The sequence below is a fragment of the Streptomyces olivochromogenes genome (assembly GCF_021538895.1).
In the GTDB taxonomy this organism is placed as follows: domain Bacteria; phylum Actinomycetota; class Actinomycetes; order Streptomycetales; family Streptomycetaceae; genus Streptomyces; species Streptomyces olivochromogenes_A.
This window is the reverse complement of sequence record NZ_JADDRL010000063.1, coordinates 1-12,423: the sequence shown is the minus strand read 5'-3', so window position 1 is coordinate 12,423 and position 12,423 is coordinate 1. Positions and strand designations below refer to the sequence as shown.

General features: G+C 69.1%; 10 protein-coding genes. 9 read left to right on the top strand and 1 reads right to left on the bottom strand.

The features are described from left to right. Positions 1-13: 13 nt before the first annotated feature. The 9 genes from IPZ69_RS28130 to pssA all read left to right on the top strand — a co-directional run bounded on the left by IPZ69_RS28130 (position 14) and on the right by pssA (position 11,136). A complete protein-coding gene (locus IPZ69_RS28130; RefSeq protein ID WP_235457376.1) occupies positions 14-1,819 on the top strand; it encodes a 3-hydroxyacyl-CoA dehydrogenase family protein in 1,806 nt (601 codons plus the stop codon). Positions 1,820-1,937: 118 nt separating this feature from the next. Continuing rightward, positions 1,938-2,774, top strand: a complete 837-nt coding sequence (locus IPZ69_RS28125) for a TetR family transcriptional regulator (protein WP_235457374.1) — start codon at positions 1,938-1,940, stop codon at positions 2,772-2,774. A 443-nt stretch (positions 2,775-3,217) separates the two neighbouring features. Continuing rightward, a complete protein-coding gene (gene ccrA, locus IPZ69_RS28120) occupies positions 3,218-4,555 on the top strand; it encodes a crotonyl-CoA carboxylase/reductase (RefSeq protein ID WP_374294098.1) in 1,338 nt (445 codons plus the stop codon). Between the two features lie 133 nt (positions 4,556-4,688). After that, on the top strand, positions 4,689-6,755 hold the full coding sequence (locus IPZ69_RS28115; protein WP_268835133.1) for a protein meaA: 2,067 nt from the start codon (positions 4,689-4,691) through the stop codon (positions 6,753-6,755). Then, entirely contained in the window at positions 6,752-7,717 is a 966-nt protein-coding gene (locus tag IPZ69_RS28110; protein WP_235457371.1) for an HpcH/HpaI aldolase/citrate lyase family protein, read from the top strand. The genes IPZ69_RS28115 and IPZ69_RS28110 overlap by 4 nt, the downstream gene beginning before the upstream one ends. A gap of 15 nt (positions 7,718-7,732) precedes the next feature. Continuing rightward, entirely contained in the window at positions 7,733-8,260 is a 528-nt protein-coding gene (locus tag IPZ69_RS28105) for a MaoC family dehydratase (protein ID WP_235457370.1), read from the top strand. After that, positions 8,260-9,465: an acyl-CoA dehydrogenase family protein gene (locus tag IPZ69_RS28100; RefSeq protein ID WP_235457369.1), complete on the top strand. Its 1,206-nt coding sequence runs from the start codon at positions 8,260-8,262 to the stop codon at positions 9,463-9,465. Before IPZ69_RS28105 ends, IPZ69_RS28100 begins: the two co-directional genes overlap by 1 nt. 170 nt (positions 9,466-9,635) lie before the next feature. Then, complete coding sequence (locus tag IPZ69_RS28095; RefSeq protein ID WP_235457368.1) at positions 9,636-10,292, top strand: phosphatidylserine decarboxylase; 657 nt, start codon at positions 9,636-9,638, stop codon at positions 10,290-10,292. Positions 10,293-10,314: 22 nt separating this feature from the next. Further along, complete coding sequence (gene pssA, locus IPZ69_RS28090; protein WP_235457424.1) at positions 10,315-11,136, top strand: CDP-diacylglycerol--serine O-phosphatidyltransferase; 822 nt, start codon at positions 10,315-10,317, stop codon at positions 11,134-11,136. Between the two features lie 972 nt (positions 11,137-12,108). Here pssA and IPZ69_RS28085 read toward each other — a convergent pair. Continuing rightward, positions 12,109-12,423: glycerate kinase (locus IPZ69_RS28085; protein WP_235457367.1), on the bottom strand; the 315-nt coding region annotated here is incomplete at its 5' end.

The following is a 12,423-nucleotide window of genomic DNA, read 5'->3' as shown; positions in this document are numbered from 1 at the left end:
CTGGAGTCCCGCGATGGCCACTCCCCTGTCCGACACCTCTCTGTCCCACCTCAAGACCATTGCCGTCGTCGGCCTCGGCACCATGGGCACCGGCATCACCGAGGTCCTCGCGAAGGCCGGCCGCGAGGTCGTCGGCATCGACATCAGCGAGGCCGCCGCCGCCCACGCGGTCGCCGTCCTGGAGTCCTCCACCGCCCGTGCCGTGCAGCGCGGCCGGCTGACCGAGCAGGAGCGCACCGACGCCCTCGCCCGGATCCGTACCTCCACCGACCTGCGGGCCGCGGCCGAGGCCGACCTCGTCATCGAGGTGGCCCCGGAGTCGTACGAGATCAAGCACCAGATCTTCCGTGAGCTGGACGGCATCGTCCGCCCGGAGACGATCCTCGCGACCGGCACCAACGCCCTCTCGGTGACCCGCCTGGCCGCCGACTCGGCGCGCCCCGAGCGCGTGCTCGGACTGCACTTCTTCAACCCCGCGCCGGCCATGCGGCTCGTCGAGGTCGTCTCCTCCGTGCTGACCGCGCCCCAGGCCGTCGCCGCGGTCACCGACCTCGCCATCGAGCTGGGCAAGGAGCCGGTCGCGGTCGGCGACCGCCCCGGGTTCGTGGCGGACGGGCTGCTGTTCGGCTACCTCAACCAGGCCGCCGCGATGTACGAGGCCAAGTACGCCTCCCGCGAGGACATCGACGCGGCGATGCGGCTCGGCTGCGGCCTGCCCATGGGCCCGCTGGCCCTGCTGGACCTGATCGGCGTCGACACCGCCCGTACGGTCCTGGAGGCCATGTACGCCGAGTCCCGCGACCGGCTGCACGCCCCCGCGCCGATCCTCAAGCAGCTCAGCGAGGCGGGCCTGACGGGCCGCAAGTCCGGCCGCGGCTTCTACTCGTACGAGGCCCCGGGCAGCGCCACCGTCGTGCGGGACGCGCTGACCCCGCTGGAGGGCACCTCCCTCACCCCGGGCCGCACCGTCCGCTCGGTCGGTGTCGCCGGTTCCGGCACGATGGCCTCCGGCATCGCCGAGGTCTTCGCCAAGGCCGGCTACCAGGTGGTCCTCGCCGCGCGCAGCGAGGAGAAGGCGCAGACCGCCAAGGCCCGGATCGGCAAGTCCCTGGCCCGTTCCGTGGACAAGGGCCGGATGACCGCCGAGGCGGCCGCGCAGACCCTGGACCTGGTCACCCCGGCGGGCTCCTACGAGGCCTTCGCCGATGTCGACCTGGCCGTCGAGGCCGTGGCCGAGGACCTGGAGATCAAGCAGCAACTGTTCGCGACGCTGGACAAGGTCTGCAAGCCGGGCGCGGTCCTGGCCACCACCACGTCCTCGCTGCCCGTCGTCGCCTGCGCCCGCGCCACCTCGCGTCCGCAGGACGTGATCGGCATGCACTTCTTCAACCCGGCGCCGGCCATGAAGCTGGTCGAGGTCGTCCGCACGGTCCTGACGGCGGACGACGTCCACGCCACGGTCCGCGAGGTCTGCGGCCGCATCAAGAAGCACGCCGTCGACTGCGGCGACCGGGCCGGGTTCATCGTGAACGCGCTGCTGTTCCCGTACCTGAACAACGCGATCAAGATGGTGCAGGAGCACTACGCGTCCCTCGACGACATCGACGCCGCGATGAAGCTGGGCGGCGGCTACCCGATGGGCCCGTTCGAGCTCCTGGACGTGGTCGGGCTCGACGTCTCCCTGGCGATCGAGAAGGTCCTGCACCGCGAGTTCCGTGACCCGGGCCTCGCCCCGGCGCCGCTCCTGGAGCACTTGGTGGCCGCGGGCTGCCTCGGCCGCAAGACCGGCCGCGGCTTCCGCGAATATGCGCGCCGCTGAGGCATCCGGCGACTGGTTCGACGACGACGCGGACTGGGGCGGGCTGCTCGGCCCCAGCGGCGGACCCCCGCCCCACCCGGGCGGGGGAAACCCTGGACATGCGCATCACGCTGCGCACATGCAGTACGTTCGGGTCATGTCCCAGCCCGCCAAGTCCTCCCGTACACCAGCTACGCCCGACGCGCCGGAAAGTGCCGCAGGCAGTCGCGCCGCCGCCCAGCGGCTCAAGATGCGCCGAGAACTGGCGGCCGCCGCGATGGAGCTGTTCGCTACCAAGGGGTACGAGGCGACCACCGTCGACGAGATCGCGGCGGCGGCCGGGGTCGCGCGCCGCACCTTCTTCCGCCACTTCCGCTCCAAGGAAGAGGCGATCTTCCCGGACCACGACGACACCCTGATCCGGGCGGAGGCCGTGCTCAACGCCGCCCCCGCGCACGAACATCCGCTCGACACGGTGTGCCGCGGCATCAAGGAAGTCATGCGGATGTACGCGGCCCGGCCGGAGATCTCGGTCGCCCGCTACAAGCTCACGCGCGAGGTGCCCACCCTGCGCGAGGCCGAGATCGCGTCGGTGGCCCGCTACGAGCGCCTCTTCACCCGCTACCTCCTCGGCCACTTCGACGAGCACGCCCACGACGACGACGCCAACGACGACCCGCTGCTGGCCGAGGTCGCCGCGTCCGCGGTGGTCACCGCCCACAACCACGTCCTGCGGCGCTGGCTACGGGCCGGCGGCCAGGGCGACGTGGAGGCGCAGCTCGACCACGCCTTCGCGATCGTCCGCAAGACCTTCGGCAACGGGATCGGCGCCGGGCGCTCCTCGGCCCCCAAGCCGGCGGCGACCGCCCCGGCGGCGGTCTCCGAGATGGGCGAGGTACTGGTGACGGTCGCCCGCACCGACGCCCCGCTCGACGAGGTGATGCGGACCATCGAGCAGGCACTCAAGGACCGCTGAGACGCCCCTCGACCGCCCCGCGCGACCCTGCGCCCCGCTGTGATGACGGCCACCCCACCGGGTGGCCGTTTTGGCATGTCAGAGCACCTTTTCGAGCAGATTTAAGAGGCTGTTCGATCGATCATCGCTCATTTGTTACGTAAAGATTTCACCTGAGAGCAAGTTCTGGCACTCAGTGCCTTGCGAGGTGACACGCGGTGTCATACGTTGAAGGAGTCCGGGCGGCCGGCGTGCAGAGACCATTCGCACGTCGGCTGTCCCAGCAAGCCGATGGCCTGCTCGCCCGGACGCCTGCGTCACAGGCAACCTCCCGCGCCACAAAGCGCTGCCGAAGCACCACCCAGCCGAACCGACGGCACCTTCATCACCACCCTCAGCAGCACCGACGCAACCCTCAGCGCCCCTCCCTCAGGGCGCTCACCGCCGGAGGCAACAACGTGACCGTGAAGGACATCCTCGCCGCGATCCAGTCGCCGGAATCGACGCCGGCCGACATCGCCGCCCTGCCGCTCCCCGAGTCCTACCGCGCGATCACCGTGCACAAGGACGAGACGGAGATGTTCGAGGGTCTTCAGACCCGCGACAAGGACCCGCGCAAGTCGATCCACCTCGACGAGGTCCCCGTGCCCGAGCTCGGCCCGGGCGAGGCCCTGGTGGCCGTCATGGCCTCCTCGGTCAACTACAACTCGGTGTGGACCTCGATCTTCGAGCCGCTGTCCACCTTCGGGTTCCTGGAGCGCTACGGCCGCACCAACGACCTGGCCAAGCGTCACGACCTGCCGTACCACATCATCGGCTCCGACCTCGCGGGCGTCGTCCTGCGCACCGGCCCGGGCGTCAACGCCTGGAAGCCCGGTGACGAGGTCGTCGCGCACTGCCTGTCCGTCGAGCTGGAGTCCAGCGACGGCCACAACGACACGATGCTCGACCCCGAGCAGCGCATCTGGGGCTTCGAGACCAACTTCGGCGGCCTCGCCGAGATCGCCCTGGTCAAGTCCAACCAGCTGATGCCGAAGCCCGGCCACCTCAGCTGGGAGGAGGCCGCCGCCCCGGGCCTGGTCAACTCGACCGCCTACCGCCAGCTGGTCTCCCGCAACGGCGCCGGCATGAAGCAGGGCGACAACGTCCTGATCTGGGGCGCCAGCGGCGGCCTCGGCTCGTACGCCACCCAGTTCGCGCTGGCCGGCGGCGCCAACCCGATCTGTGTCGTCTCCAGCGACCAGAAGGCGGACATCTGCCGCTCGATGGGCGCCGAGGCGATCATCGACCGCAACGCCGAGGGCTACAAGTTCTGGAAGGACGAGAACACCCAGGACCCGAAGGAGTGGAAGCGCTTCGGCAAGCGCATCCGGGAGCTCACCGGCGGCGAGGACATCGACATCGTCTTCGAGCACCCCGGCCGCGAGACCTTCGGCGCGAGCGTCTTCGTCACCCGCAAGGGCGGCACCATCACCACCTGCGCCTCGACCTCGGGCTACATGCACGAGTACGACAACCGCTACCTGTGGATGTCACTGAAGCGGATCATCGGCTCGCACTTCGCCAACTATCGTGAGGCCTGGGAGGCCAACCGCCTCATCGCGAAGGGCAAGATCCACCCGACGCTGTCGAAGGTGTACTCCCTGGAGGACACCGGCCAGGCCGCGTTCGACGTGCACCGCAACCTCCACCAGGGCAAGGTCGGCGTGCTGTGCCTCGCTCCCGAGGAGGGCCTCGGCGTGCGCGACGAGGAGCTGCGCGCCAAGCACATCGACGCCATCAACCGCTTCCGCAACATCTGAGCGCCCCCCGAGCACCCCGAGGTCACAGATGACTGAGCGTCAGCCCGCCGAGGCGAAGCGGGAGTCCGCGCCTGCGAATGAGGGCGCGTCGACGTCGAAAGAGACGAAGCCAAGGGAGCGTAGCGACCGCGGGCTGAGGAACGTCGACGTCGGCACAGAGCGCCCTCAAGCGCAGGCGCAAAGGGAAAAGGACCGGCCGTGGCTCATGCGCACGTACGCCGGCCACTCCACGGCCGAGGCGTCCAACGAGCTGTACCGGCGCAACCTCGCCAAGGGCCAGACCGGCCTGTCGGTCGCGTTCGACCTGCCGACGCAGACCGGCTACGACCCCGACCACATCCTCGCCCGCGGCGAGGTCGGCCGGGTCGGCGTGCCGGTCTCGCACCTCGGTGACATGCGCCGGCTGTTCCAGGACATCCCCCTGGAGCAGATGAACACCTCGATGACGATCAACGCCACCGCCATGTGGCTGCTGGCGCTCTACCAGGTCGTCGCCGAGGAGCAGGGCGCGGACATCACCAAGCTCCAGGGCACGACCCAGAACGACATCGTCAAGGAGTACCTGTCCCGGGGCACCCATGTGTTCCCGCCGGGACCGTCGCTCCGCCTGACGACGGACATGATCGCGTACACGGTCTCCCACATCCCGAAGTGGAACCCGATCAACATCTGCAGCTACCACCTGCAGGAGGCCGGGGCCACGCCGGTGCAGGAGATCGCGTACGCGATGTCCACCGCCGTCGCCGTCCTCGACGCGGTGCGCGACAGCGGCCAGGTGCCGCAGGAGCGCATGGGCGACGTCGTCGCCCGGATCTCCTTCTTCGTGAACGCGGGCGTCCGCTTCGTCGAGGAGATGTGCAAGATGCGGGCGTTCGGCCGCATCTGGGACAAGATCACCCGCGAGCGGTACGGCATCGAGAACCCCAAGCAGCGCCGCTTCCGGTACGGCGTCCAGGTCAACTCCCTCGGGCTGACCGAGGCGCAGCCGGAGAACAACGTCCAGCGCATCGTCCTGGAGATGCTGGCCGTGACGCTGTCGAAGGACGCACGCGCGCGTGCCGTCCAGCTGCCCGCCTGGAACGAGGCCCTCGGCCTGCCGCGCCCCTGGGACCAGCAGTGGTCCCTGCGCATCCAGCAGGTGCTGGCGCACGAGAGCGACCTGCTGGAGTACGAGGACATCTTCGAGGGCTCCCACGTCATCGAGGCGAAGGTGGCCGAGCTGGTCGAGGAGTCCCTCGCGGAGATCGACCGCATCCAGGAGATGGGCGGCGCGATGGCCGCCGTCGAGTCCGGCTACCTCAAGTCGCAGCTGGTCTCCTCGCACGCCGAGCGCCGGGGTCGTATCGAGTCCGGCCAGGAGAAGATCGTCGGCGTCAACATCTTCGAGACGACCGAGCCGAACCCGCTGACCGCCGACCTGGACACCGCGATCCAGACCGTCGACCCGGCCGTGGAGGCGCAGGTCGTCGAGGCGATCGGCCGCTGGCGCGACACGCGCTACCAGCCGCCCTTCAACCACCCGCGCCCGTGCAAGGCGCTGGACCGGCTGAAGGAGGCCGCCAAGGGCACCGACAACCTCATGGAGGCCACCCTGGAGTGCGCCCGCGCCGGTGTCACGACCGGCGAATGGGCGGGCGCGCTGCGGGAGGTGTTCGGCGAGTTCCGTGCTCCGACGGGCGTGTCGTCCGCGCCGATCGCCGTCCCGGTGGAGGCGGGCTCGGCGCTGGCCGAGGTCCGCGCCAAGGTGGACGCCACCGCCCGCGACCTGGGCACCGGCAAGCTGCGCTTCCTGGTCGGCAAGCCCGGTCTTGACGGGCACTCCAACGGCGCCGAGCAGATCGCCGTGCGGGCCCGTGACGCCGGCTTCGAAGTGGTCTACCAGGGCATCCGGCTGACGCCCGAGCAGATCGTGGACGCGGCCCTCGCCGAGGACGTGCACGCGGTCGGCCTGTCCATCCTCTCCGGCTCGCACGCCCAGCTCGTGCCGGACGTGCTGGAACGCCTCCGTGTGGCGGGTGCCACAGATATACCGGTGATCGCCGGTGGCATCATCCCGAATGGCGACGCCGAAGAGCTGCGGGCCGCCGGAGTCGCCGCGGTCTTCACCCCGAAGGACTTCGACATCACCGGCATCATCGGGCGCATCGTCGACGAGATCCGGAAAGCGAACAAGCTCGACCCCCTGGAGGTCCCCGCATGACCACGCCCGTCAACCGTCTGCGTCCGCGACGCTCCTGCCTCGCGGTCCCGGGAAGCAACCCCCGCTTCCTGGAGAAGGCGCAGGGCCTCCCCGCCGACCAGGTCTTCCTGGACCTGGAGGACGCGTGCGCGCCGCTGGCCAAGCCCGAGGCGCGGCACACCATCGTCAAGTTCCTCAACGAGGGTGACTGGACGGGCAAGACGCGCGTCGTGCGCGTCAACGACTGGACGACCGAGTGGACGTACCGCGACGTCGTGACGGTGGTCGAGGGCGCCGGCCAGAACCTCGACTGCATCATGCTGCCGAAGGTCCAGAACGCCGAGCAGATCGTCGCCCTGGACCTGCTGCTGACGCAGATCGAGAAGACGATGGGCTTCGAGGTCGGCAAGATCGGCATCGAGGCGCAGATCGAGAACGCGCAGGGCCTCAACAACGTCAACGCGATCGCCCAGGCCTCCCCGCGCGTCGAGACGATCATCTTCGGCCCGGCCGACTTCATGGCGTCCATCAACATGAAGTCGCTGGTCGTGGGCGAGCAGCCGCCCGGCTACCCGGCGGACGCCTACCACTACATCCTGATGAAGATCCTGATGGCCGCCCGCGCCAACAACCTCCAGGCGATCGACGGTCCCTACCTGCAGATCCGCAACATCGACGGGTACCGCGCGGTCGCCCAGCGCGCCGCCGCGCTCGGTTTCGACGGCAAGTGGGTGCTGCACCCGGGCCAGGTCGAGGCGTCCAACGAGATCTTCTCGCCCTCCCAGGAGGACTACGACCACGCCGAGCTGATCCTGGACGCGTACGAGTACTACACGTCCGAGGCGGGCGGCAAGAAGGGCTCCGCGATGCTCGGCGACGAGATGATCGACGAGGCCAGCCGCAAGATGGCCCTGGTCATCTCCGGCAAGGGCCGGGCCGCCGGCATGCAGCGCACCAGCACGTTCGAGACCCCCGCCAACTAAGGAGCCCTGAGCGCGATGCAGTTCGGACGCACCTACGAGGAGTTCGAGGTCGGGGCGACGTACAAGCACTGGCCCGGCAAGACGGTCACCGAGTACGACGACCACCTGTTCTGTCTCCTCACGATGAACCACCACCCGCTCCACATGGACACCAACTATGCGGAGAAGACGACGGACTTCGGCAAGAACGTCGTCGTAGGGAACTACATCTACTCCCTCCTGCTCGGCATGTCCGTGCCGGACATCTCGGGCAAGGCGATCGCCAACCTGGAGATCGAGTCGCTCAAGCACGTGGCGCCGACCTTCCACGGCGACACGATCTACGGTCAGACGACGGTGCTGGACAAGTGGCCGTCGAAGTCGAAGAACGACCGCGGCATCGTCTACGTCGAGACCAAGGGCTACAAGCAGGACGGCACCCTGGTGTGCGTCTTCCGCCGCAAGGTCATGGTGCCCACCGAGACGTACATCAAGGAGCGCGGCGGCGAGCAGCCCGGCCGCCCGGAGCTGACCGCACCTGCGGAAAAGAAGACGGAGAAGTAATGGCGCGCCTCGCCCAGACCGCCGGTCTGACCGACGTCCAGCAGGAGATCATCTCCACCGTTCGGGACTTTGTCGACAAGGAGATCATTCCGGTCGCGACCGGACTGGAGCACCGCGACGAGTACCCGCAGCAGATCGTGGACGGCCTGAAGGAACTCGGCCTCTTCGGTCTGATGATCCCCGAGGAGTACGGGGGCCTGGGCGAGTCGCTCCTCACCTACGCCCTGTGCGTCGAGGAGATCGCCCGTGGCTGGATGTCGGTCTCCGGCATCATCAACACGCACTTCATCGTGGCGTACATGCTCAAGCAGCACGGCACGCAGGAGCAGAAGGACCACTTCCTGCCCCGCATGGCGGCCGGCGACATCCGCGGCGCCTTCTCGATGTCGGAGCCGGGCCTCGGCTCGGACGTGTCGGCGATCACGTCGAAGGCGGTCAAGGACGGCGACGAGTACGTCCTGAACGGTCAGAAGATGTGGCTGACCAACGGCGGCACCTCGTCACTGGTGGCCGTTCTGGTCCGAAGTGACGAAGGACACCCCGAGGGCACGGCCCCGCACAAGTCCATGACGACCTTCCTGGTGGAGAAGGAGCCCGGCTTCGGCGAGGTCCGCCCGGGTCTGACCATCCCCGGCAAGATCGACAAGATGGGCTACAAGGGTGTCGACACCACCGAGCTCATCATGGACGGCCTGCGCATTCCGGCCGACCGGGTGCTCGGCGGCGTCACCGGCCGAGGTTTTTACCAAATGATGGACGGCGTGGAGGTCGGCCGGGTCAACGTGGCGGCCCGTGGCTGCGGTGTCGCGCAGCGTGCGTTCGAGCTCGGCGTCCAGTACGCCCAGCAACGTCACACTTTCGGCAAGCCGATCGCCCAGCACCAGGCCATCCAGTTCAAGCTCGCGGAGATGGCCACCAAGGTCGAGGCCGCGCATGCCATGATGGTCAACGCGGCTCGCAAAAAGGATTCCGGGGAACGAAACGACCTCGAAGCGGGGATGGCGAAGTACCTCGCCTCCGAGTACTGCAAGGAGGTCGTGGAAGATGCCTTCAGGATCCACGGCGGCTACGGCTTCTCCAAGGAGTACGAGATCGAGCGCCTCTACCGCGAGGCACCGATGCTGCTGATCGGTGAAGGTACCGCCGAGATCCAGAAAATGATCATCGGGCGCCGGCTGCTCGAAGAGTATCGGTTCCAGGGCTGATTGTGTGGATACGGGGTGTTTTCTTCGAGAAGAAGATCACACCCCGTAGGCACGTTTCGGCTTCCGACTCGGCTTCCTGGCTTGCCGAGTTGCGGCCCGCGACCGGTACGATCCCGGGAAAGCCGCCGTCCCCCGTCATTGCGCGGCATCATCCGCTACGAAGGTCATCCATGCCCCACAGCCAAACCTCTGCACCACGAGACAGCCGGGTCGGCGTACGCCTCGCGCGCGGAGCATCGCCGTGGCTTCTCCCGACCGTCGCCACCGCAGCCCTCAGCCTGGCCCGCGCACGCCGCTCCGGCGCGGCCAAGGCCGTCGCCGTGCCCGCCACCGCGCTCGCGGCGGGCATGCTGTGGTTCTTCCGCGACCCCGAGCGCGAGATCGCCACGGGCCGGGTCATCTCGCCCGCCGACGGTGTGGTGCAGAGCATCATGCCGTGGAAGGACGGCCGCACCCGCGTCGCGATCTTCATGAGCCCGCTCAACGTCCACGTCAACCGGGCGCCCCTCGCGGGCACCGTGACGTCCGTCGAACACATCCCCGGTGGCTTCGTTCCCGCGTTCAACAAGGAGAGCGAGAACAACGAGCGCGTAGTCTGGCATTTCGACACCGAACTCGGCGACATCGAGATGATCCAGATCGCCGGCGCGGTGGCCCGCCGCATCGTGCCCTACATCCCCCAGGGCACGAAGGTCGAGCAGGGCGACCGAATCGGTCTGATCCGCTTCGGCTCGCGTGTCGACCTCTACCTGCCCGAGGGCGTGGAGGTCGCGGTCGAGGTCGGTCAGAAGACCGTGGCTGGGGTGACTCGCATTGACCGTGATTGATCCGGAGACACAGGCGGGCTGGGTGCCCGAGGCCGACGAGGTGGACGACGAGGAGGAGATGCCCCTCTCTCTCCGCCTCTCAATAGCCGACACCCTCACCCTCGGCAACGCCACGTGCGGCTTCATGGCGGTGTACTTCACGACCACCGGCATCCTGATCCCGCACCTCACGGGCGACGACGAGTCGGCCGGCATGGCCCGCCACTCGGCCGCCACCGCGGTCATCCTGATGCTCTGCGCGGCGGTCTTCGACCTGTTCGACGGCCTGGTGGCGCGCAAGCTGCGCAGCTCGCCGATGGGCGCGGAGCTGGACAACCTGTCCGACCTGATCAGCTTCGGGCTGGCGCCCGCGTACTTCGTCCTGGTCTACGGCATGGTGGCGGACGACGCACACCAGAGAATGGCGGCGCTCGGGGCAATCGTGGTGCTCTTGGCCGTCGTCCTGCGTCTGGCGCGCTTCTCCTGCGTGACACCGACCAACGGCATGTTCCAGGGCATGCCGAGCCCGTTCGGAGCGCTGACGGTGGTCTCCATCGTGCTCCTTGAGCTTCCCTTCGTGGCGACGCTCCTGGCGATCCTGGGCACGGCGTGGCTGATGGTCAGCCGGGTCGAGTACCCGAAGCCGCGGGGCCGGCTCGCCGGGGCGATGCTCGCCTGGATCGTCCTGTCCATGGGCCTCCTGGCCGCCTGGGCCTTCGACGCCCCCAGCGGACAGCTCCTCCTCCAGACCGGCTGCGCCCTGCAGCTGGTCATGGGCGCGGTGATCCCCCTGTTCGCCACGGCCCGCCGAGTGAACAACTTCCGCGACAACCGCCGCGAGGCGCGGGCCGCACAGCTGCCGTAACGCCGGCCGCTGCGAGCACAACATCCGAAAGGGGCCCCGGACCGGGAACGGTCCGGGGCCCCTTTCGGATGTACGGGGTGCTCCGCGGCCTTACGGATGCGCGGACGGTCGGAACGGTCCGGCGGGCGGCCGGGGGATCCGCGAGCCTGCGGCTGTCCGAAACGGTCCTGCGTACGGCGGAGCGACCGCGACCCCGTAGCGGCACGGAGCAGCCCGGCGGAGGCGCAAGCGGATCCGCGGCCCTGTGGATGTGCGGAACGGTTCGGTGGACGCGCGAAAGGACCCACGAACCTGCGGATGCACGAAACAGCCCGGCAGGCGCACGGACCGACCGCGACCCCGTGCCGGCACGGAGCAGCCCGGCGGAGGCGCGAGCGGATCCGCGGCCCTGTGGATGTGCGGAACGATTCGGTGGACGCGCGAAAGGACCCACGAACCTGCGGATGCACGAAACAGCCCGGCAGGCGCACGGACCGACCGCGACCCCGTGCCGGCACGGAACAGCCCGGCGGAGGCGCAAGCGGATCCGCGGCCCTGTGGTTGCGCGGAACGATTCGGTGGACGCGCGAAAGGACCCACGAACCTGCGGATGCACGAAACAGCCCGGCAGGCGCACGGACCGACCGCGACCCCGCGGCGACACGGAACAGCCCGGCGAACACGTGGAAGGACCCGCGGCCCAACGCACATCCGAAACGGCCCCGCGGGCTCGCGGAGCGACCCGCGAACCTGCGGATACCCGCAACGGCCCGGCGAACGCGCAGAGTGACCCGCCACCAAGCAGACGCCCGGAACGATCCGGCGGATCTCCGGAAGGATCCGTCCGGAGACCGCCGGGGCGGCGATCCCGCCACGCGGGTCCACTGAAGATGCGACAGGTCCCGGATGCCTCTGGGGCCGCGGGTCGAGTCCCCACCCGACGGTCGCTTGTCAGGTGGCCGAGGTGGGTGGGTGGATGGGAAAGGGTGAGCCTCAGACCAAGTGGTCCTCGGCTATGTGGGTGGCGACGCGTTCGAGGATCGGTCCCGCATCCGCGATGCACTTGGCGACGTCCGGCTCGACCGAGGTGAGCGGGTACGCCCGCCCGATCCCGGCCCGCTCCAACGCCTCCGCGGACAGCGCCAGCCGCCCGCACACCGCGACGACCTCCTTGCCCGCGGCCCGAGCCGCCGCGGCGACCCCCGCCGGAGCCTTCCCGTGCAGCGTCTGCTCGTCCAGCGACCCCTCACCGGTGATCACCAGATCGGCCCGCTCCAGCGCCGGCGCGAAGCCGAGCACGTCCAGCAT

Bases quoted from the DNA above. Each gene is read 5' to 3' on its own strand.
- IPZ69_RS28105 (WP_235457370.1), top strand. From the start codon at position 7,733: ATGCAGTTCGGACGCACCTACGAGGAGTTCGAGGTCGGGGCGACGTAC.
- IPZ69_RS28110 (WP_235457371.1), top strand. From the start codon at position 6,752: ATGACCACGCCCGTCAACCGTCTGCGTCCGCGACGCTCCTGCCTCGCG.
- IPZ69_RS28130 (WP_235457376.1), top strand. From the start codon at position 14: ATGGCCACTCCCCTGTCCGACACCTCTCTGTCCCACCTCAAGACCATT.
- IPZ69_RS28100 (WP_235457369.1), top strand. From the start codon at position 8,260: ATGGCGCGCCTCGCCCAGACCGCCGGTCTGACCGACGTCCAGCAGGAG.
- IPZ69_RS28095 (WP_235457368.1), top strand. From the start codon at position 9,636: ATGCCCCACAGCCAAACCTCTGCACCACGAGACAGCCGGGTCGGCGTA.
- IPZ69_RS28125 (WP_235457374.1), top strand. From the start codon at position 1,938: ATGCAGTACGTTCGGGTCATGTCCCAGCCCGCCAAGTCCTCCCGTACA.